This is a genomic window from Streptomyces sp. NPDC002619 (assembly GCF_042889305.1).
Lineage (GTDB): Bacteria > Actinomycetota > Actinomycetes > Streptomycetales > Streptomycetaceae > Streptomyces.
In genome coordinates, this window is the sequence record NZ_JBIAQV010000053.1 from 1 (window position 1) to 19730 (window position 19730).

The window sequence follows — 19730 nt, forward strand, 5'->3', positions numbered from 1 at the left end:
CACGCCCAGTGCACGGGCTGCCTGACCCCTTGAACCGCTCGTCCGGTCCGTCACTGCTCCCGACCCCGGTGAACCTTTCCGGTCACAGCACTAGAGGCGATGAACGCGGCGATCTTGCTCGGGTTGAACATCCACATCACTCGGTGAATGCCCTTGTGCGAAGCGGCGATCGTCATGAAGATCCGTGGTTGGCCGTCCCGGTAGAGCATCACGCCGCCGCGTCCGTTGGCCTCGACGGGGCGGACCTCCACCTCGCCCCAGAACCGCGGATAGGAGGTCGAGAGGTTCGCCACTCGTTCGCGGCCGAGAACGGGGACGCGAGCCGCGCCCCGCAAGCCGTTGCCGTCGGACAGGCTGACGGAATCCGGGGTGAGGAGTGCCTCGAGTGAGGCGACATTTCCCGTCTGCGCCGCCGAGACGAAGGCATGGAGGAGTTGCCGGTGCTCCGCCGCGTCCACGGTCTCCCGTTGCTCGGTCACGAGATGCTTACGGGCCCTGCTCACGATCTTCCGGACGTTGACGACGCTGAGCTGGAGCATTTCCGCGATCTCGGCATAGGCGTAGTCGAACGCCTCTCGTAGGACATATACGGCCCGCTCTGTGGGAGTCAGCTTCTCCAGCACGAGGAGCAGAGCGAGTTCGAGGGCTTCCGCCCGCTGGGCACCCAGCTCGGGATCGGTACTCGTGTCAACGGGCTCGGGGAGCCACGGGCCGATGTAGGTCTCGCGGCGTACGCGGGCGGACTGAGCCACATTGATAGCCAGGCGGGTGGTGGCACTCGACAGGAACGCCGAAGGACTGACCACGACCGAGCGGTCCGTTCTCTGCCAGCGCAGCCAGACTTCCTGAACCACGTCTTCCGCCTCAACCACGCTTCCCAGCACGCGGTATGCGATGCCGAAGAGACGTGGACGGAGCTCGACGAAAACAGAAACGGCCTCGTCCAGGGTGCTTGCCGTGGGGGACGTCTCGGGATGCATGATCCTTTTGTCTCCGTTCCTCCGCGCGTCGGTGCTGTCGGGTTGGCCGATCATGCGGTGGCCGCGTGAAGTTCCGGTCTGCGGGCAGGCTGTCGGGCGAGAGCGCTCCGGCCTCCATGGGCTCCATGGTGTGATATGTGGCTGCCACAAAGGCCGTGGTCACTGAATGTCACAGCTGCTCCAATCGCGTCTGCTTCATTGACCGCGCACCTCCCCGTTCTGTGACAGATCTGCCGTGCCGAATTGCGGCCGGTGCCCGGAGCTCGGTCTTCGCAGGTGTAACCGCCGAACGGGCGCGCGCGACGCGACGCTCCGGACCGTCTCGTGAGCGGCGTGTCTGTCAGTCGATGAGCCCGAGGGCTCTCATTCCCCGGGCACGCCGGCCGAGCTGTCGGGCGCGCTCGGCACATCGACAGGGTCGTCGGGTTGGTTCCAGGTACGGAGTTTGTCGGGGTTGAGGATGACCCAGACCTGGACGACCTGGGGGCCGGCGATGTCGAGGCTGATGACGGCGGCGACCTGCTGGTCGTAGCGCATCACGAAGCCGGTCCGTCCGTTGACGGAATGGGTCTGCAAGGCGGTGCGCGGCCGGCCGGCCAGCAGGATCAGCAGACTGCGCGCGACCCGGGCGCTGCCCCGCACCGGCTTGACCAGCGCCCGTACCTTGCCTCCACCGTCGAAGAACGCCGTGGCATCGGGTGCCAGCAAGGACGCCAGGAGCGCCTCGTCCTCCCGCACGCAGGCCTCCTGCACCGCGCGGGCCACCGCGTCGTGCTGCCTCGGTGCCGTGGGCCGCGCACGCCGGGCCCGCAGACTGTGCCGGGCACGGTCGGCCGGCTCGGCGCACTCCGGTTCCTGCTGCCGCACGATGTCCGCGACCGTGCCCGGCGCCATCCCGAAGACATCGTTGAGCACGAACGCCGCCCGCTCGGCCGGGGACAGGGAATCCAGCGCATCCAACAAAACCGCGCCGATCTCCTCCTGCAACAACGCAGCGGGACTGCGCGAATCCGGCCCGTCCTCCCCGCCCGGTCGGCCGGCGTCCCCCTCCCGGCCGGACAGAGCCAGCCGCTCCAGGCAGATGCTCCCGGTGACCCTCACCAGCCAGAAACGCGGCGCCGTGATCCCCGCCCGCGCCGGATCCGACAGCTCGTACCACCGCCGGTACGTATCATCAACGACGCGCTCGGCCTCCCCGCTGCTGCCCAGCATCCAGTACGCGACATCCAGCAGATGCCGCCGCTCATCCAGCAGCTCCGCGATGGGCACCGCGTCATCCCCACGGCCCATACCGCAACCTCCCTCTCGCACAACACCACACCACACCTTCACCGCGGCAGTCATCCAGCTGGCCGGGCTGCGCACGACGGTCGGCAGGTCTCCACGTCGACGGTGCGGGGACATGCCTCGCGACGCCGCACAGGCGTGTGAAGACGCCATGCTGCTCAGGGCTTCCGGATACGGCCTTGCGCCTTGCCGTTGGACGATGTGACGCAATCCTGGGCCAGAGGGCGGCCATGTCGCCTACGGCAGCGCGGTACGACGGGTGCGGCGTCGGTATGCCCGGTGTGCTGCCGCTTCTCGCGTTCTTCCGCCGGGCAGAGGTACCCGACGACACAGGATCTTGCGCATGGTTTCCTCAATCTCGACGACTCGCCAACTAGACCGGACTGGCACGGATGTTGTGACGTGTCATGCCGCAACGACGTCGCGACAGCGGTCTCCCCCGCTGAGCGGGTGGTACGTCCCGCCGGTGGTCTCCAGCAGGTGCTCGGCCCACGGCACGTGCGGTTGTCACACCTCCCACGGCTGTTCGGTCAATGCCAGTGACGTCTTGCGCGCCGCTTGCACAGGTTCTCGGGGAAAGGAAGGGAGCACGTATGACCTCGGGGGCCAAGGACCACCGGCGCGTCCGACGCGTCCTGTGCCCGCCCGCGCCCGCTCCGGTTTCGTACGACCCCCGGCTCGACCCGCAGAAGGACGCATGATGTCACGACGAGTCCCCGAAAAACACACCGACCCTGCCGCAGCCAGTGTGTCTCTCGCGGCCGAGGCCGCCCTGCTCGAGGCCCGCCTCCACATGCTTCAGCAGGAGATCGGCATGCTCGACGCACGGATCGCGACGGTCTCCGACGCCCTGCGCCTGCTGCACGGCGCGCCCGCCGCCTCCGCCCAGGCCGCGGACAGTGGGGATCACCGGGGAGCACCCGACCGACAGCATGCCTCGTAGGCACAAGACCGTCCGATCGCCGACAGCAAGCTCTTCACATCCCGTCTGACGCGAACAGTGGCAATGACTGGCGCGAATCCGTCCAGGCCCAACCTCAATGTCCCAGCCACTTGACAGTCGTTGTTGCCCGTCTGGTGTGCTTACATACCCGATGCGCCACTGCCTATGATGTCAAGGGGTACCCGTGACCGCGTCCAGACCGGGCGCCACCGTAGGTGTGCCGGGGCGCGGCACGAAGGGTCGAGGATGAGAGGAACACATGGTCTCGGCAACCCACGCGGCGCGCAACATTGAGATCACTGCTGAGAACCTTCAGGCGGACCTGGCTCGCCTGCAGATCCAGAAGCAGGCGCTGGAAAGGGAACTGGCCGCGGTCGTGGCGCATCTCGGTTCGGTGCAGCAGGCCCTGAGTGCCCTCAAGACCCTGATGCACAGCCCGGCCGCCGCGCCCACGCCGAGCACTGTCGAGGTCGCGGCCCCGGACCATGGTCGGGCAACGCCTCCTGTCGAACCGCACAGAGAAGCTGCGCGTTCCAGGCCTGCGAGTGTCACTGCACAGTCCGGCGCGGTTCGGAAGCCGGCGGGCGACAGGGCCGCACGGCGTGCCGCCGATACCGACACCGGCTCGGAGGGGCAGGCGAAATACGGCAAGCTCACCGAGCAGATCATGGAGTATTTCGCCGAGGTCGGCGATGTCGACGTGCGGGCCCGTGATGTCGCCGCGGCTCTGGGCCGTGACACCGACAGCGGAAGCATCAACGCGGTCCGCAGCACGCTCGATCGTCTTGTCGGTACGTCCCGTCTCCAGCGCACCGGCCGAGGCCTCTACCGCGCCAAGCGTTCCTAGCCGTACGCCCGCGACCGGCGCACGGACGTGCGCATCCGGTGGGGGAAGCCGGTACCGGATCCAGCGGTCGGCAGTGCCCGCGCGGGAAGCGCCCTACACCACCGGTGGCCGAAGCACTGACGTCGGCCGAGCGGCCGCCCCGACGGCCGGTGCCTGATCCGGCGAGCACCTCCCGCAGATGTCCTGCGACTCACGACCCGTCCGTTCGGCGAACGCACCAGCACCGAACCGTGCGACCATCCCATGGCCGCATCGGTTCAGCTCGAGGTTCCCAGGACCACGGCAACGCACAGCCCCATGGCAGCGGTGATCAGAACCATCGCGGTGAGTGTTCCTCGGAGCCATCGCCCGAAGCGGATGCGGTGTTGCTCCTCGACCACGTTGACGCTGTCGGCAATGTGCTCGGTCACCAGGCGGGCAATGCGTCTCTGCTCTGCCAGATACCAGCGCTCGATGGCGAATCTCTGCTGCTTGGTCAGCCCCGGCGCTCGTGCGGTGAAATCCTCTACGCGCCGGCGTGCTGCTTCCAGATGAGCCTGCCGGTACAGGAACCGTTCGATGTCGGTCAGGCCGCGTGCGGCCTCCTCACTTGCGTTCATGGTCTGCTCCAGGGGAGAACGAGCCCGGTCCCGGCAGGACCGGTCCGGGCAGGTCGAATGCCGGGTGGTACTTCCCCGCCCCAGGCCTGCCCGGCAGGGGGCACGGTGACGCCACGGACCCCGACCGGACAGACACAACATATTTCACGCTCCCGTACCACTGTGTGACATGTTTTCTCCGAGCGTCGGCACACACCCCAGGTGCAGCCCGTCAGTGGCTGAGCCTCTCCGCCATGCTCAAGCGTCGATCGCCCGGCTCGCGTCGGAACGCTCCGGGTCACCGCTCGTGACAAATGCGTCCCGGGGGTGCTGCACAGAGAGCAGCGAGACGAGGTCTCTCCCGAACAGGGCCGCCGTGAGCCAGACGGAAAGGACGCGGGCCTTCCGTTCCCAGGTGGGCACGGCCAGGACGTGATAGCCCCGGTGCATCAGCCAGGCCGGAAGTCCCTTGATGACGATGCGCTTGTACTGGAAGATGCCGCGTCCCAGTCCCAGCGTCGCCACCACTCCCAGGCTGTCGTGGCGGTAGTTTCGGATTCTGCCTCCCCGCAGGCTTGCCACGATGTTCTTCGCAAGGCGCTTGCCCTGCCGCACCGCGTGCTGAGCGTTCGGCACCGTGTGCGCCCCCGGCACAGGTGAGGCCAGATCGGGAACGGCCGCATCGTCTCCGGCCGCCCATACATCCGGAACGGGCTCGCGTTCGGTGCCCACGCGGAGATCGGCGCGGACCACGATCAGGCCCCGCTCGTCGACCGGCAGATCCGTGTGATTGTGCACGACCGGATTGGAGGCGTTGCCGGCGGTCCAGACGATCAGCTCGGAATCGAACTCCTCCCCGCTGGAGAGCACGACGTGTCCGTCGGCGGCGGACACGAGCTGAGTGTTCAGGTGCACGCGCGCGCCACGCCGTTCCAAGGAGCCCACCACCCAGGCACCGGGCTTGTCTCCCACCTCGGGCAGAATGCGGCCCCGGGCCTCGACCAGATGGAAGGACAGATCGTCGATACTCAGCTCCGGATAGGACTTGAGCATCGCGGTCGCCAGTGACAGCAGCTCACCGAAGCCCTCGACACCGGAGAACCCGCCGCCCACGAACGTGACGGTGAGCAGCTTTCGCCGCTCGGCGCCCGGGAGCAGCGACGCCGCCTGGTCGAACGCGGTCATGAGCCGGTCGCGAATGGCGACCGCCTCCTCCACGTGCTTCAGGCCGATCGCCTCCTCCGCAAGCCCGGGAATGGGGAACGTGCGAGTCACGGCGCCGGCCGTGACCACGAGGACGTCATAACGCAGCTGGTAGTCGTCGCCGTTCACAGGCCGGACCTTGACCGTCCGGTCCGCGTTGCGGATCTCGGTCACGCTCCCCGCGATCAGCCGGGTACGGCGCAGATGCCGCCGCAACGACACGGCGGCGTGACGTGCCTCGACCGATCCGGCCGTCACCTCGGGCAGGAAGGGCTGGTAGGTCATGTAGGGACGTGGGTCGATGACCGTGACCCGTGCCTCGCCCTTGCGAAGCGACTTCTCCAGGCGCCATGCGGTGTAGAAGCCCGCGTAGCCGCCACCGACGATCACAATCTCACGCATGATTCCCTCTGCTCGTCGTTCGACACCACATAGACAAGCCAGGGCAGGACCGTGTGACAGTGGCGGGCCAGGCGCAGCAGGCCGGCGCTGACCGCTGGCTGGTCGAAAAGCGCTTCGGCCAAGGCCGCAGGCGCGGGCAGCGCTGCCGTCCGTCCGGACGGGTGGAGCCGGTCGAGGTATCACTCCTTGGCCCGATACCTCGACGTGTTGCGGTGACGGTGCCGGGCAGTGAAAGCCCCAGGCAGCCGTCACTCGCCCGGACGCCGCCCCGCTCCGACACGCGAGCCCGCGGCTCAGAGGTGTTTGGACGGCGAGGGTGCGGATGACTGCGCGCTGTCGCGGACGGCCGCCGTGGTGGAACCCTATGTTTCCCCGGTAACGCAGCCGGCTTCGTCTCATGGCTGTGACGGTCGAGACGGCTGTCTATCCGTGGTCTGGACTTGGCTCGGCAGTGCTGTCTGAGGTCGGTTCGGCTTTCGTGTGGAGGACCTCGCGGGCCTGTTCCGCGGCGCGGGTGATGCCCTCGGCGACGAAGTCGAGGAAGCGGGCGATGTTCTCGAGGCGGGCGGCGGCCGGGGTGCCGGAGCCGAGGACGCCGACGCCCTGCCGTGCGGTCTCGGCGAGCTGGGTGCTGGACCGGGCGCCGGCGATCGTCGACTGGTAGAAGACGTCGTCGTCGACGGAGTAGCGCTCGCGGCGGCGTTCGTCGCGTTCCCGGCGGATGAGGCCCTGGCTCTCGAGGAACGTGACCGCTTTGGAGACGGACGCCGGGCTGACCTGGAGGCGCTGGGCGAGTTGGGACGCGGTGAGGCTGCCCGCGTCGGTGGTGTAGAGGCAGGTCAGCACTCGGGACATCATCTTGGGCAGGCCCTGTGCCATGAGGAGGGTGGTGAACGTCTCCTCGTACTCGCGCACGGCCTCGGCGTCGCGCCCGTGGGCCGGCGGGGGTGCCTCCGACCCCCGGGGCGTGGCCTGCCTGCGCCGGTGGGCGCGGCGTTCAGTGGCGCGGTGGGCCAGGTCGGCGCGGTAGGCGGTGGGGCCTCCGTTGCGCATCACCTCACGCGTGATCGTCGAGGTCGGACGGTCGAGGCGTCGGGCGATCTCGGCGTAGGGGAGGCTGTCGGCCAGCCCCAGCGCGATCTGCTGGCGTTCCTGCTGGGTGAGTCTGCCTCCCGGCATCGCGATCTCCTTGGTGATCCTTCGTGGCGGTCCCTGATCCCCCCACCATAGCGTTCACTTCTCATCCATTGCAATGATCAGGGTAGCTATCGTTGCGTTACCTTCAAGACCGTTGCAACATTTTTCTGCTTTCTACCTGCGTATATGTCGATTCAATGCAACGGATCCGTTGTCGAATATTGAAAGGCAACGTAGCGTTTCCGGTGTCAGAAACAACGAACACGGGAGAGCACGATGCAGAAGTTCGACACCCCCGCCCCGATCTCCGCCGTCCTGAACATTCCCGCCGGACGCGTCCAGTTCATCGCCGCAGACCGCGCCGACACCACCGTCGAGGTCCGGCCCGCCAACCCCTCCAAGAGCCGCGACACCAAGACCGCTGAGCAGACAGAAGTCGCCTACGCCGACGGCGTCCTGCGGATCACGGCCCCGGCCCCCGACAACCAGCTCTTCGGCCCCTCCGGATCCCTGGAGGTCACCGTCCAGTTGCCCGCCGGCTCCCGCATCGAGGGCAAGGCCGCCAGCGCCGAGCTCCGCGGCGTCGGACGCCTCGGCGACGTCGCCTTCGACGGCGCGTACCGCCAGATCAAGATCGACGAGGCCGCGGGCGTCCGCCTCACCGCGATCGACGGCGACGTCGAGGTCGGCCGGCTGGGCGGCCCCGCGGAGATCAGCACCGCCCGGGGCGACATCCGGATCAACGAGGCCGTGCGCGGCACGGTCGTGCTCCGCACCCAGTCCGGCGACATCTCGGTCGTCGCCTCGGCCGGCGTCTCGGCCGCCCTGGACGCCGGCACCGGCTACGGCCGCATCAGCAACGCCCTCAAGAACGACGGCAGCACCGAACTCGACATCCGCGCCACCACCTCCCAGGGCGACATCACCGCCCGCAGCCTCTGAAGGAACAGAACCAGGACCATCCGGCCGGGCCGCCCCACCGCGATCGAGATCTTGTCGGTCGTCGCCGAGGACGCGCCCGGCCGTCCGTCCCAAGGGCCTGCGATCCACGTGCAGGGCCTGGAGAAGTCGTACAAGACGCTCTCACGCGACCAGGTGGAACACATGACGAAGAACAGCACTTCCTCGATCACTTCGAAGTGGACCGGCATGGTGCCGGTCGACGACACGGCCCTGGCCGTCACCGACACCGGCGGTCCCGGTATCCCTGTGGTCTACCTCAACGGCCAGTTCGCCACTCAGGGATACTGGCGGCGGGCCATCGCCGAACTGGGGACGGGGTGGCGGCACATCACCTACGACGAGCGGGCCCGCGGCAAATCGAAGCGTTCCGCGGACTACTCCTTCGAGGCAGCCGTCCGGGACGTCGATGCCGTCGTCGCGGCCAGGGGTGTGGACCGGGCGCTGGTGGTGGGCTGGTCCTACGGGGCGTTCGTCGGGGCGCACTGGGCCGGCCGGAATCCGGAGCGTGCCTTGGGCGCGGTCCTGGTCGACGGCGCGTTCCCGTACGACTGGCTCGACGAGGCCATGGAGCAGCGGATCCGGAAGCTGTTCAGGCGGATGAGCTGGTTCCTGCCGCTGCTGCGCCCGACGGGCCTGGCCCCGCGGATGACCGCCGAACAGCAGGCGAACAGCAACATCGAGCTCGGCAGGCTCTCCCGCGAGCGCGAACTGGGCCCCGTGCTGGACAACATCACCGTCCCGGTGCGGTATGTGGTCGCTTCGGGGACGTCCTTCGGAAGCCGCGGCGATGAGCAGGAACGGATACGCACCAGCCTCGATGCGGTGACCGCCAACAACCCGAACATCCAGATCGGCGCGAAGGTCGCCAGCAACCACGGTGCGATCCTCAAGAAGGACTTCCCGGCCATCGCCGAGGCCGTACGCGAGGTCGCCGCCCTCGACCGCGGGGGGCGCTGAAGACACGACCAGCGCACTGACGACAACTACACGTCCTCGCCACCATCGTCATCATCGTCCAGTTGTGCTTCACCCCGTCCGTCCCGCGCGAAGGACTGCGGCCCCTGCGCGAGACGGACGCGGTCGAGATCGGCCGACGCCTGTTCCTCTCGCACCGCACCGTCGGTGCCCATGCCTAGCATGTACGTCCGGGGCAGCGGTGGTGGCCGGGAGGGGCGCTCGGCAGCAACGGTGCCGCGTCAGCGATCCGTTGGCCGCCGTATCTGCTCACCCACGCATCATGTGCGGGTCAATCCCGTTGGACAGCACGCGAGATGACTCCCCGTCGGGGCGGTCGCGCATGGTGAAGTCGGCCCGCGCGGCCGCACCGGACCGCAGCAGCTTCTGGTGGACCACCGGATGTCGCCCTCGGGACGAGACCACGACGCTGATGTAGCCCTCGGACAGACCGGTCACGGCGTACTCCCCGCTGGCGTTCGTCGTGGTCCGCACCAGCTGCCGTCCGCCGGTGTCCATGACGGTCACTGCGGCATGTCGGACGGGCTGTTGCTCGGTGTCGCGGACGGTCCCCGTCAGCATCGGCACCGGCTCGCCGAAGTGGTGGTGATGGACCGGAAGCGCGGTGGGCGTGGGCGTCTCCACGGCCGGGTCCTCCACCGGCGGCTCCGCGATGTCGTCCATCTCGTCCATCTCGTCCATCTCGTCCTGCGCGCCCGCTCGTACGGTCCGCCGGTGATGCCGCCACGCGTCCAGGCCCAGGAGGGCCACACCCGTCGCGATCCACGCGCAGAGCACCAGGACCGGCCTGAGCACCCCCGCACCGTTGAAGTACACGGCTCCCCGCAGGGCGTCCACCGCGTTGGCCAGCGGCATGACGGCGTTCATGTACTGGAAGAACGTCGGGAGCATCGGGGCGGCCGCCACGCCACTGGTGGGCACACTCAGCACGATGAACAGACCCATGCCCACCGCGGGGAAGTACTGCCTGGTGAACGGGGCCACGCCGGAGGCGAACGTGGCCACCGCCGCGGTGAGCAGGAAGGCGATCGGCAGGGCCGAGGGTTCGTCGGGGATGTAGTCCAGTCGTACGCCGATGAGGAAGCCCACGATGCTGAAGAGGGCGGCGACGCCCGCGATCGTCAGCAGTTTCCTGCGCCGGTTGAAGGTCACCGCCCGCAGCAGGGTCGTGGCGAGGATGTAGCCGGGGATGCTCCAGGCGACTCCGAAGTAGACCAGGGTCGTGCCCATCTGGTCCTTGCGCACGGTGGGCGCCACTTCAGTGACCTTGAGCGTCCGGTGGTCGTGCGCCACGAGCTCGCTGAAGTCCTTGGTCAGCGCCTGCTCGAGGGACATGCCGTTCGCCTTGGCCACATACAGCACACCCTGTCGGCGCTCGGCGACGTAGCCCGCCACGGCGTCCCGGTCCAGCACCGCCCGGCGCGCTGCCCGGGCGTCTGCCACCGCGGTGACGTCGAACCCGTCGGGATGGCGCCGCTGCAGCGCGGTGTCGACCCTTCGTTCCTGTGCGCGGTGAGCGACCACCACCTTCGCGTGGTGCGGCTGGGGCGCGTGCAGGGCCGGGGCGAAGCAGAACAGAAGGCCGAGGAAGAGTGCCGCCGGAAACCACAGGGCCTCGGCCAGGGTCCTGCCGGCGTGTATGCCCCGGGGACGCTCGATCCGGTCTGTCACAGGTCCACTCTCCGTTGCTCGCGCGCGGCCGCCACCGGCGCGGCCTCGTTAATGTACCGATCGGCACATCTACGCCTGGTGGACCTTACGCGTACCGACCGGTACAGTCAAAAACGTGCCTCGCCCCGTCAATGCCGAGAAGCGGGCCGAACTGCTGAAGCAGGTTGTGTACTACCTGCAGCACCACGGTCTTGCGCAGTTGTCGCTGAGTCCGCTCGCCGAGGCCATCGGCACCACCAAACGCATGCTCCTGTACTACTTCGGCAGCCGCGAGAACCTGTTGGCCCAGGCACTGGCCTCCAGCCGTCCCGACGCCCACGCGATGTTCGACGACGTCCACGACGCGGCCGGCCTGCGCGAGGCCGCCCAGGCCCTGTGGAAAGCGATCACCGTCGGGGAGCAGTCCGGAGCGATCCGCGTGCTGCTGCAGCTGCTCAGCCTGGCCGCCACCGACCCGGATCAGTACGGCAGCCTCGCCGCCGATACCGTCGAGGTGATGATCGGCCCGATCGCCGCCGCGTACGTCCGCCTCGGTCACCCGCCGGAGCAGGCGCGGGCCGGGGCCACGCTGCTCGTCTCCGGGCTGCGCGGGTTGTGCCAGGACCGCCTGGTGACGCATGACGCCTCTCGTACCGACGCGGCCGCCCGACGCCTGATCGAGGCCGCGGTGGCCGCGGCCGCCTGACACGCGGGTCCGGTGCGGGGCGGCCGTTGCCGCCCGTCCCCGCTTGCTGTCAGACGTCGCGGGACCATCCGGTCACTGGTGTGTATCCGCACTACGGCAAGGAGATCACCGTGGAAGCACGTCTCGACTTCTTCGGCAGTCCCGTCGGGGGCAAGGTGCTGCGGCACATCAACTCGGCCAACAAGGTGGTGCCGGACTCGGCGCTGCCGACCGTGATCCAGGAACTGGTCAAGCTCCGCGCCAGCCAGATCAACGGCTGCGGCTTCTGCACCGACCTGCACAGCAAGGACACCGCCCACGCCGGCGAGACCCAGCAGCGCCTCAACCTGGTCGCCGCCTGGGATGGCGGGTCACCGTCGTCGACCGGAACCCGGCGCACCCCAACGGTGACGCCCAGCACATCTGGACGGACTGGAAGCGTCCCGGGGTCAGTCAGTTCGCGCTGACCCACTGTCTGATGCCGGGCGGACTGCGCATCCTGGCCAACGAACTGCCGGGTACCGTGACCCGGCTCAAGGAACTGGGAGCCCGCGATCACACCATGATCGGCGGAGCCTGGGGCATCGGAGGCACGGGCGCCGAGCAGCCCGACGACAAGCGGTTCCGGACGCTGGCCACCCGGCGGCCGGTCCTCAAGGCGGCGCTCCTCGAGGCGGCCCTCGAAACCCCAGGCATCACCATGCGACGGGGGATGACGGTCAGCGGACTGCTCTCAGCGCCGATGAGCGGCATGCTCAAAGCCGGAAACGACTCACGCGAAAAGGGCCCCCACAGGCTCTCGCCTGCGAAGACCCTTCGCACCGTCGGGACGACAGGATTTGAACCTGCGACCCCTTGACCCCCAGTCAAGTGCGCTACCAAGCTGCGCCACGTCCCGGTGCGCTCACACACGGTGATTCGCGTGATCACGCGAACAGAACTTTACCCCACGTCCCGGGCCACCCCGAAGCCGGACCGGGCGGGGGACAATCGGTCGTATGGGAAGCGGAGGCGCGTCTTCGAGGCGGTCGGTGACGGAACGGGACCGGGACCGGGAGGGCCGGGCGCGCAACGCGCGGCCCCGGGACGGGCTCGGACGGCCACTGCCGTACGGCGCTCAGGGCGTGGCGCGGCAGCCCGAGGGCGTCGTCCGTACGCCGCGGGAGACGGTCGCCCAGGCGCAGAAGCTGCTGGACGACGGGAAGCCGTTCCATGCGCACGAGGTGTTCGAGGACGCCTGGAAGTCCGGTCCGGACAGTGAGAGCACGCTGTGGCGGGGGCTCGCCCAGCTGGCCGTGGGGCTCACGCACGCGGCCCGCGGCAATGTCACCGGCGGTGCGCGGCTGCTGCGGCGGGGTGCGGATGCCGTGGAGCAGTGGGCGGCACGGAGCGGGGAGTCGCGGCCGTACGGGATGGATCTCGTGGGACTCGTCGGGTGGGCGCGTGAGTTGGCGGACACCGTGGAGCGCGGCGGTGCGGTCGATGCCCGGGAAGTTGCGCCTCACCTGCGGGGACGCGGGGCGTCGTAGCGGCGGCCGGGCGGAGGCGCCGTAAGGACTGTCAGTGGCATGCGGCAGACTCGGGGCGTGCGAAGGATTCATGTCATCGGTATCGGCGCGGGCGACCCGGATCAGCTCACCCTGCAGGCGGTCAGGGCGCTGCGGAGCACGGACGTGTTCTTCATCCTCGACAAGGGCGAGGTGAAGAGCGATCTGACGCGGCTGCGCCGGGACATGCTCGACACGCACATACCCAAGGGCGGATACCGGCTGGTCGAGGCGCGCGACCCGGAGCGGGACCGCGGGGCGGGCGGTGCGGCGTACTCGCCGGCCGTCGAGGACTGGCGCAGTGCCCGCGCCGACGTCTACGAGCGGCTGATCACCGACGAACTCGGCGAAGACGAGAGCGGTGCCTTCCTGGTGTGGGGGGATCCTTCGTTGTACGACAGCACGCTCGGGATCCTCGAGGAGGTGCTCGGCCGGGGCACGGTGGACTTCGAGTACGACGTGGTGCCCGGGATCAGCAGTGTCTCGGCGCTCGTGGCGCGGCACCGCACGGGGCTGAACCGGGTGGCCAGGCCGGTGCAGATCACCACGGGGCGGCGGCTTGCCGAGGGCTTCCCGGAGGGGGTGGACGACGTGGTGGTGATGCTCGACGCCCAGCAGACCTTCCGGCGGTACGCCGACGAGGACATCGACATCTACTGGGGCGCGTACATAGGCACCCCGGACGAGATCCTGGCGTCCGGCCCGCTCGCGGAGACCGGCCCACGCATCGAACGCCTGCGGGCCGAGGCCCGGGAGCGCAAGGGCTGGATCATGGACACGTACCTGCTGCGCCGCAACCCCGGGGGCGAGTAGCGGCTCAGGGCCTCGGTCGTGGCCGGTCGAGACCCAGGTGGTCCAGTGCGCCATTCACGTCCGGGACCGCCGTCACGCCCTCCGGAAGCGGGGGGCGCCGTACGACGACCACGGGTAGTCCCAGTTGCCGTGCGGCCGCGAGTTTCGCGGCCGTGGCTTCTCCCCCGCTGTCCTTCGTGACCAGTACATCGATGCGGTGGGCGCGCAGCAGGGAAAGCTCGTCTGCGACGGTGAACGGCCCGCGCGCGAGGATCACTTCGACGTCCGGCGGCATCGGTGGCTCGGGCGGCTCAACGGTCCGTACGACCAAGTGACACTCCGTCAGGTGGGCGAAGGCCACCAGACCCAGGCGGCCGGTGGTGAGGAACACCCGGCGGCCGAAGCCGGGCAGCGCGTCCGCGGCCGCCGCCAGGGACGGGACCGGGTGCCAGTCGTCGCCGGGGCCGGGCTGCCAGCCGGGGCGGCGCAGGACGACCAGTGGCACCCCGGTCGCCGCGGCGGCCCGCGCCGCGTTGGCCGTGATGCCGACGGCGAAGGGGTGCGTGGCGTCGACGACGGCGTCCGCGTGCTGGGTCCGCAGCCATGCGGCCAGCCCCTCGGCGCCGCCGAACCCGCCGATGCGTACGTCCCCGTCGAGCGCGCCGGGCCGGGCCACCCGCCCGGCCAACGAGGTGGTGACCCGGACGCCGGGCCGCGCGGCCAGCTCGGCGGCGAGCCGCCGGGCCTCGGTGGTGCCGCCGAGGACGAGGACATGCCGGGTCATGGGGCGAGCGTACGGGGTGACCCCCGAAGGGCCCGCTATCGTCCCGGCATGGAATCCGTGCGTGCCGTGCTGATCGACATCGACGGGGTGCTCACCGTGTCCTGGCGGCCGTTGCCTGGTGCGGTGACGGCATTGCGGGAGATCCGTGCCTCCGGGCTCGGGGTCGCGCTGGTCACCAACACGACGTCCCGGACGCGGGCGTCGATCGCCGAGACGCTGTCCAGGGCCGGTTTCGATGTGACCGCCGAGGACGTGCTGACCGCGCCCGCGGTCACTGCCGCCCATCTCGCCGAGCACTATCCGGACGCCCGTTGCGCCCTGCTCAACAGCGGGGACATCGAGGAGGATCTGAGTGGTGTCACGCTTGTCGGGGAGGACGCCGAACCCGATGTCGTCGTGGTCGGCGGTGCCGGTCCCGAGTTCGGGTACACGGCGCTCAACCGGGCCTTCGGGCAACTGCAGCGCGGGGCGCGGCTGGTGGCCATGCACCGTAACCTGTACTGGCGTACGGACGCCGGGTTGCAGCTGGACACCGGCGCGTTCCTGCTCGGTCTGGAGCGCGCCGCGCGAGTCGAGGCGGAGGTCACCGGCAAACCGTCACCGGCGTTCTTCGCGGCGGCGCTGGCCCGGCTGGGCGTGGGCGCGGAGCGGGCGTTGATGGTCGGCGACGACATCGAGTCGGACGTCCTGGCGGCGCAGCGCGCCGGGCTCACGGGCGTGCTGGTGCGTACGGGCAAGTACCTGCCGGAGACGCATGAGAGGGCGAGCGGCACACCCGACCACGTGGTGGACTCGTTCGCGGACCTGCCGGCCCTGCTGGGACTCGCGCGGTAGCCGCTAGCGCAGGAGCAGTTGGACGCCGCCGATGACCGTCGCCGCGATCACCAGTTGCTCGAACAGTCGCTGGTTGATCCTGTTCACAGCCCATTTGCCGAGGAACGCGCCGGGCACGACGAACACGGCGAGCGCGGCGTCGAGCAGCAGCGAGCGTCTGTCGATGAGGCCGAGGCCCGCGCTGAAGGGCACCTTGGACACGTTCACGATGAGGAAGAAGAAGGCCGACGTCCCGAGAAAGCCCAGTTTCCGGAAGCCCGCCGACAGCAGGTACATCGACATCACCGGGCCGCCCGCGTTGGCGACCATGGTGGTGAAGCCGCCGAGGACGCCGTACGAGCGGGCCTTGGTGCGCCCGGCCCGGGTGCCGACCGTGTCGGGTTCGTCCTCCTTGTCCGCCGTGCGCCGCCGCCACAGCGTGACCCCGGCCATCAGCAGCAGGATCGCGCCGATCGAGGTCCGTACGACCGCGTCGTCGGCCCAGACCAGGAACAGCGTGCCGACGACCACGCCCACCGCGACCGCCGGGAACAGCCGCCATAGCGTGGGCCAGTGGGCGTGCCGCCGGTAGGTGGCGACGGCGAGCACGTCGCCGGCGATGAGCACCGGCAGCAGGATGCCGGTGGAGGCGCGGGCGGGCAGGACGGCCGCGAAGATGGCGAGGCTGACCGTGTTGGCCCCGCTGACCGCGGTCTTGGAGAAGCCGACGAGGAGCGCCGCGAAGGCGAGCGCGGCGAACTCCCAGCCGGTGATGTGCCAGAGCGTCATCGTGTTCATGTTCATGCGGAGACCGATGCTATGCCCACGCATCCGTCCCGCGTAAGGAGCGTCTCGCCTGGTGACCCCGAGCCCACCGTGCGGGTACGTGTGCCGGCCCGACGGCGCCCCGGGGAACCTGGTTCGAGATGCCTCAGTGCCGCTCGACCAGCACCGCGCTCCCCTGGCCCACACCCACGCACATGGTGGCCAGGCCCCGCCCGGCGCCGGTGCGGCGCATGCGGTGCAGGAGAGTGGTGAGGATACGGGCGCCGGAGCAGCCGAGCGGATGGCCGAGGGCGATCGCGCCGCCGCTGGGGTTGACCAGGTCGGGGTCGATGCCGAGCTGGTCGACGCAGGCGAGGGCCTGGGCGGCGAACGCCTCGTTGAACTCTGCCTCCTGGAGGTCGCCGATCTCCCAGCCCGCCCGCGCCAGCACCTTCCGGGTCGCGGGCACCGGTCCGATGCCCATCACGTCGGGGTGGACACCGGCGGAGGCACCGGCGACGTACCGGCCGAGCGACTCCAAGCCGAGCTCGTTCAGGACCTCCTCGCTGACCAGGAGGAGTCCGGCCGCGCCGTCGTTCATCGGGGAGGCGTTGCCCGCCGTGACGGTGCCACCGGCGCGAAAGACCGGCTTGAGCCTGGACAGCTTCTCCAGCGAGGTGTCCTCGCGGACGCACTCGTCGCTGTCGACGACGATGCCGTCCGGGCGCTCCACGGGCAGGAGTTCATCGTCGAAGTGGCCGTTCTTGCGTGCGGCGGCGGCCAGTTGGTGGCTGCGCAGGGCGAACTCGTCCTGGCGTTCGCGCGGGACGCCGTACCGCTCGGCGACCTCCTCGGCCGTCTCGCCCATCGAGAGCACGCCGTGCAGGTCCTTCATCGCCGGATTGACCAGGCGCCAGCCGAGGCGGGTGTCGGCGGTCTCCATGCGGTGCGGCAGGGCCTCGTCGGGGCGGGGCAGGACGAAGGGGGCGCGGCTCATCGACTCGGAGCCGCCCGCGATCACGATGTCGGCCTCGCCCGCGGCGATGGTGCGGGCGGCGGTGGTGACCGCTTCGAGTCCGGAGGCGCAGAGCCGGTTGACGGTGGCGCCGGGGACGGTCTCGGGGAGGCCGGCGAGCAGCGCGGCCATGCGGGCGACGTTGCGGTTGTCCTCGCCGGCCTGGTTGGCGGCGCCCCAGTACACGTCGTCGACACGGGCCGGGTCGAGTGCGGGCACCTCGGCCACCAGGTGGCGGATCACGGTCGCCGCGAGGTCGTCGGGCCGTACGGAGGACAGGGCGCCGCGCAGCTTGCCGATGGGGGTGCGGCGGGCGGCCGCGAAGTGGACGGGACGCACGAGAGGACTCCTGACCGACGGCGCTGTGGATCAGCTGGGGCCTGCTGGGCACCGCCCATGACCGACCGGGCACCGCCCACTTAATTAGCACTGCTAGTTTTGAACTATAGACCTCCGCCCCGCCCGCTGGGAAGCTCCCCCCCGAACGGCGAGCGCACGGGCTGCTCAGTCCACCGGAATCCCGAGTACCCGGCCGATCGTGCGGAGCACCCCGTTGTCGTTGTTGGACGGGGCCAGGTGGCGGGCCCGGCGGATGACCTCGGAGTGGGCGTTGGACATCGCGAAGGACCAGTCGGCGGCGTCCAGCAACTCCAGGTCGTTGAGGTAGTCGCCGAACACCATGGTCTGCGCGGGCGTGATGCCGAGTTCGCGCTGGAGGCCGCGCAGGGCGGCGCCCTTGTTGGCGGTGCGGTTCATGACGTCGACCCAGTGCTCGCCGGACACGACGACCTGGTGCGTGGCGGCGAAGTCCGCCAGGGCGGGCGCGGTGGTCCGCTCGGCCGGGCCGAAGTCGAACAGCGCCACCTTGATCACGTCGTCGTCGACGGTCGTGAGGTCCTCGACGATCCGGTGCTCGACGTAGTAGCGCCGCACCTCGGCCAGGAAGGCCTCGTCGGTCCGCTCGACGTACGCGGACCGCTTGCCGCAGACGACGGCGCCCACGTCGGTGCCGCCGGCCACGAGGCGTCGTACGGTCCGGGCGATCTCGGGCGCGACGGCCGGGTCCAGCGGGTCGGCGCTGAGTTCCACCCCGTCGCGCACCACATAGGTGCCGTTCTCCGCGATGAACACCATGCCCTCGGCGACGTCGGCGAACTGCCGGGCCAGCGTGGCGTACTGGCGGCCGCTGGCCGGGCTGAACAGGACACCGCGGCGGCGCAGTTCGGCCAGCATCGGCCACAGGCCCGCGGGGATCCGCTTGGCGTCGTCGAGAAGCGTGCCGTCCATGTCGGTGACGACGAGCCTGATGTCGGCGGCGCCCGCGGGGAGGCCGGACGCGGTGAGGAGGGGGGCGGGGGAGGCGGGCATGTCCTGCTTCCGGTCGGGGACGGTCGTACGGTGGACGGTCATACGGACGTATTCGCGCACCAGTGTTACGCATGGGCCGTACGGTCCCGGAACCGCCCGCTGTGCCGATACCCGGGACATCCCGATCAACGGGCGGCACAATGCCGGTGGACAACCCCATGTGAGAAGGGCGGCGACGTGAGCGAGGGCCATCCCCCGGCGGACGGACCGACGAGGCTGAACACCTCAGTGGCGCACAACGCGCGGGTCTGGAACTACTGGATCGGCGGCAAGGACAACTACGAGGTCGACCAGCAGGTCGGCGAGCACGTCGCCGGGATGTTCCCGGTGATCCGGGCCGTGGCGCGCGCGGACCGCGACTTCCTGGGGCGGGCCGTGGGGTTCCTGGGCGGTGAGCGCGGTGTGCGGCAGTTCCTCGACATCGGCACCGGGTTGCCGACCGTGAACAACACCCACGAGATAGCGCAGCGGATCGCGCCCGAGTCACGGATCGTGTACGTCGACAACGACCCGATCGTGCTCGTGCACGCCCGCTCCTTGCTCACCAGCAGCCCCGAGGGCGTCACGGACTACATCGACGCCGATGTGCACGATCCGGACGCGATCGTGCGCCGCGCCGCTGAGACCCTCGACCTGGACCGGCCGGTCGGGGTGATGATGCTCGGCATCCTGAACTTCGTGCTCGACGCCGACCGGGCCCGGGACATCGTGCACCGGGTGATGGCGGCGATGCCCTCCGGCAGCTTCCTCGTGCTGACGCACCCGACCTTCGACGCCGACCTCGGCGGCGCGGGCAACGTCGCCGCCATGGAGTTCTGGAACGCGAACGCCACCCCGCCCATCACCGCCCGCGCCCGCGCGGAGGTGGCCGGATTCTTCGACGGCCTGGAGCTGCTGGAGCCCGGCCTGGTGCCGTGCTCGCAGTGGCGTGCGGGGCCCGACTCCCCCGCGGCGGTGCCGCAGTTCGGCGCGGTGGCCGTGAAACCCTGACCCGCA

20 protein-coding genes, 1 tRNA gene and 1 pseudogene are annotated in these 19730 nt (G+C 69.7%); 11 read left to right on the forward strand and 11 right to left on the reverse strand.

The genetic code is table 11. The features are described from left to right. Window positions 1-50: 50 nt before the first annotated feature. Complete coding sequence (locus ACFYXB_RS39490) at window positions 51-980, reverse strand: RNA polymerase sigma-70 factor (protein ID WP_389589835.1); 930 nt, start codon at window positions 978-980, stop codon at window positions 51-53. A 363-nt stretch (window positions 981-1343) separates the two neighbouring features. Beyond that, window positions 1344-2270: an RNA polymerase subunit sigma gene (locus ACFYXB_RS39495; protein WP_389589836.1), complete on the reverse strand. Its 927-nt coding sequence runs from the start codon at window positions 2268-2270 to the stop codon at window positions 1344-1346. Between the two features lie 745 nt (window positions 2271-3015). Here ACFYXB_RS39495 and ACFYXB_RS39500 point away from each other — a divergent pair. Next, the gene (locus ACFYXB_RS39500) at window positions 3016-3210 is read left to right on the forward strand and encodes a hypothetical protein (RefSeq protein ID WP_389589837.1); all 195 of its coding nucleotides are present in this window, start codon (window positions 3016-3018) and stop codon (window positions 3208-3210) included. A 259-nt stretch (window positions 3211-3469) separates the two neighbouring features. Continuing rightward, window positions 3470-4057 carry a hypothetical protein gene (locus tag ACFYXB_RS39505; protein WP_351360512.1) on the forward strand — a complete coding sequence of 196 codons (588 nt, stop codon included), beginning with the start codon at window positions 3470-3472 and terminating at the stop codon, window positions 4055-4057. A gap of 257 nt (window positions 4058-4314) precedes the next feature. Here the strand turns inward: ACFYXB_RS39505 and ACFYXB_RS39510 are convergent, their stop codons facing one another. The 3 genes from ACFYXB_RS39510 to ACFYXB_RS39520 all read right to left on the reverse strand — a co-directional run bounded on the left by ACFYXB_RS39510 (window position 4315) and on the right by ACFYXB_RS39520 (window position 7419). Next, a complete protein-coding gene (locus ACFYXB_RS39510; protein WP_389589838.1) occupies window positions 4315-4656 on the reverse strand; it encodes a hypothetical protein in 342 nt (113 codons plus the stop codon). A 237-nt stretch (window positions 4657-4893) separates the two neighbouring features. Then, window positions 4894-6240: an NAD(P)/FAD-dependent oxidoreductase gene (locus ACFYXB_RS39515; RefSeq protein WP_389589839.1), complete on the reverse strand. Its 1347-nt coding sequence runs from the start codon at window positions 6238-6240 to the stop codon at window positions 4894-4896. A 423-nt stretch (window positions 6241-6663) separates the two neighbouring features. After that, a complete protein-coding gene (locus ACFYXB_RS39520; protein ID WP_389589840.1) occupies window positions 6664-7419 on the reverse strand; it encodes a helix-turn-helix domain-containing protein in 756 nt (251 codons plus the stop codon). A gap of 234 nt (window positions 7420-7653) precedes the next feature. Here ACFYXB_RS39520 and ACFYXB_RS39525 point away from each other — a divergent pair, with 234 nt between their 5' ends. Together ACFYXB_RS39525 and ACFYXB_RS39530 are read left to right on the forward strand one after the other, a co-directional pair. Next, window positions 7654-8319 carry a DUF4097 family beta strand repeat-containing protein gene (locus ACFYXB_RS39525; protein ID WP_389589842.1) on the forward strand — a complete coding sequence of 222 codons (666 nt, stop codon included), beginning with the start codon at window positions 7654-7656 and terminating at the stop codon, window positions 8317-8319. 51 nt (window positions 8320-8370) lie between these two features. Next, on the forward strand, window positions 8371-9297 hold the full coding sequence (locus ACFYXB_RS39530) for an alpha/beta fold hydrolase (protein WP_389589844.1): 927 nt from the start codon (window positions 8371-8373) through the stop codon (window positions 9295-9297). 267 nt (window positions 9298-9564) lie between these two features. On the opposite strand, the gene ACFYXB_RS39535 is transcribed toward ACFYXB_RS39530, so the two are convergent. Continuing rightward, window positions 9565-10986, reverse strand: a complete 1422-nt coding sequence (locus tag ACFYXB_RS39535) for a carboxypeptidase regulatory-like domain-containing protein (protein ID WP_389589845.1) — start codon at window positions 10984-10986, stop codon at window positions 9565-9567. 115 nt (window positions 10987-11101) lie between these two features. Between ACFYXB_RS39535 and ACFYXB_RS39540 the strand changes: the two genes are divergently transcribed. The 3 genes and pseudogenes from ACFYXB_RS39540 (at window position 11102) to ACFYXB_RS39550 (ending at window position 12509) form a co-directional block, all read left to right on the forward strand. Beyond that, window positions 11102-11671, forward strand: a complete 570-nt coding sequence (locus ACFYXB_RS39540) for a TetR/AcrR family transcriptional regulator (RefSeq protein ID WP_389589846.1) — start codon at window positions 11102-11104, stop codon at window positions 11669-11671. 110 nt (window positions 11672-11781) lie between these two features. Beyond that, window positions 11782-12012 (forward strand): annotated as a pseudogene (locus ACFYXB_RS39545) (carboxymuconolactone decarboxylase family protein); the annotation flags it as partial. A 116-nt stretch (window positions 12013-12128) separates the two neighbouring features. Further along, complete coding sequence (locus tag ACFYXB_RS39550) at window positions 12129-12509, forward strand: hypothetical protein (RefSeq protein ID WP_389589847.1); 381 nt, start codon at window positions 12129-12131, stop codon at window positions 12507-12509. On the opposite strand, the gene ACFYXB_RS39555 is transcribed toward ACFYXB_RS39550, so the two are convergent. Further along, window positions 12475-12548, reverse strand: a tRNA-Pro gene (locus ACFYXB_RS39555). The genes ACFYXB_RS39550 and ACFYXB_RS39555 overlap by 35 nt on opposite strands. 100 nt (window positions 12549-12648) lie before the next feature. Here ACFYXB_RS39555 and ACFYXB_RS39560 point away from each other — a divergent pair. Beyond that, the gene (locus tag ACFYXB_RS39560; RefSeq protein ID WP_389589848.1) at window positions 12649-13179 is read left to right on the forward strand and encodes a DUF309 domain-containing protein; all 531 of its coding nucleotides are present in this window, start codon (window positions 12649-12651) and stop codon (window positions 13177-13179) included. A 57-nt stretch (window positions 13180-13236) separates the two neighbouring features. After that, complete coding sequence (gene cobF, locus ACFYXB_RS39565; protein WP_389589850.1) at window positions 13237-14010, forward strand: precorrin-6A synthase (deacetylating); 774 nt, start codon at window positions 13237-13239, stop codon at window positions 14008-14010. Between the two features lie 4 nt (window positions 14011-14014). On the opposite strand, the gene ACFYXB_RS39570 is transcribed toward cobF, so the two are convergent. Further along, window positions 14015-14773, reverse strand: a complete 759-nt coding sequence (locus ACFYXB_RS39570; protein WP_389589851.1) for a cobalt-precorrin-6A reductase — start codon at window positions 14771-14773, stop codon at window positions 14015-14017. 48 nt (window positions 14774-14821) lie between these two features. Here ACFYXB_RS39570 and ACFYXB_RS39575 point away from each other — a divergent pair, with 48 nt between their 5' ends. Then, complete coding sequence (locus ACFYXB_RS39575; protein ID WP_389589852.1) at window positions 14822-15607, forward strand: TIGR01458 family HAD-type hydrolase; 786 nt, start codon at window positions 14822-14824, stop codon at window positions 15605-15607. Between the two features lie 3 nt (window positions 15608-15610). Here the strand turns inward: ACFYXB_RS39575 and ACFYXB_RS39580 are convergent, their stop codons facing one another. The 3 genes from ACFYXB_RS39580 to ACFYXB_RS39590 all read right to left on the reverse strand — a co-directional run bounded on the left by ACFYXB_RS39580 (window position 15611) and on the right by ACFYXB_RS39590 (window position 18734). Next, window positions 15611-16384 (reverse strand): sulfite exporter TauE/SafE family protein, encoded by a 774-nt coding sequence (locus ACFYXB_RS39580; RefSeq protein WP_351358204.1) that lies wholly within the window; start codon window positions 16382-16384, stop codon window positions 15611-15613. 133 nt (window positions 16385-16517) lie between these two features. Next, window positions 16518-17705 carry a thiolase family protein gene (locus tag ACFYXB_RS39585; protein WP_351358133.1) on the reverse strand — a complete coding sequence of 396 codons (1188 nt, stop codon included), beginning with the start codon at window positions 17703-17705 and terminating at the stop codon, window positions 16518-16520. Between the two features lie 165 nt (window positions 17706-17870). Then, window positions 17871-18734 carry a Cof-type HAD-IIB family hydrolase gene (locus tag ACFYXB_RS39590; protein WP_389589879.1) on the reverse strand — a complete coding sequence of 288 codons (864 nt, stop codon included), beginning with the start codon at window positions 18732-18734 and terminating at the stop codon, window positions 17871-17873. A gap of 177 nt (window positions 18735-18911) precedes the next feature. On the opposite strand from ACFYXB_RS39590, the gene ACFYXB_RS39595 reads away from it, so the two are divergent. Continuing rightward, complete coding sequence (locus tag ACFYXB_RS39595; protein ID WP_389589854.1) at window positions 18912-19724, forward strand: SAM-dependent methyltransferase; 813 nt, start codon at window positions 18912-18914, stop codon at window positions 19722-19724. The last annotated feature ends 6 nt before the right edge of the window (window positions 19725-19730 follow it).